Annotated in this window: 1 pseudogene; it reads right to left on the bottom strand. The window is 63.4% G+C overall.

The features are described 5' to 3' along the window. A pseudogene (locus IG178_RS24750) lies at positions 1–314 on the bottom strand (excinuclease ABC subunit B); the annotation flags it as partial.

The raw sequence follows: 314 nt of genomic DNA, 5'->3' as shown, positions 1-314 counted from the left end.
GAGGCCGGGAAGACGTACATCTCCTGCTCATCTCGGATGATCTCGCCGGTGACGGGGTGCAGGGTGTAGATGGCCTCGATCTCATCGCCGAAGAACTCGATGCGGATCGCGTGCTCCTCGTACATGGGGATGATCTCCACCGTGTCCCCGCGCACGCGAAACGTCCCGCGGTGGAAGTCCATGTCGTTGCGGGCGTACTGCATGTTCACGAACTGGCGCAGCAGGTCGTCGCGATCGAGCTGGTCCCCCACCCGCAGGGTGACCATCTGCTGGATGTACTCCTCCGGGGTGCCCAGGCCGTAGATGCAGGACAC

It is taken from the genome of Neoluteolibacter marinus, assembly GCF_014904755.1.
GTDB classification, from domain to species: Bacteria; Verrucomicrobiota; Verrucomicrobiia; order Verrucomicrobiales; family Akkermansiaceae; genus Haloferula; species Haloferula marina.
The sequence above is the reverse complement of the archived record's forward strand: the minus strand, read 5'-3'. Positions and strand labels throughout refer to the sequence as shown.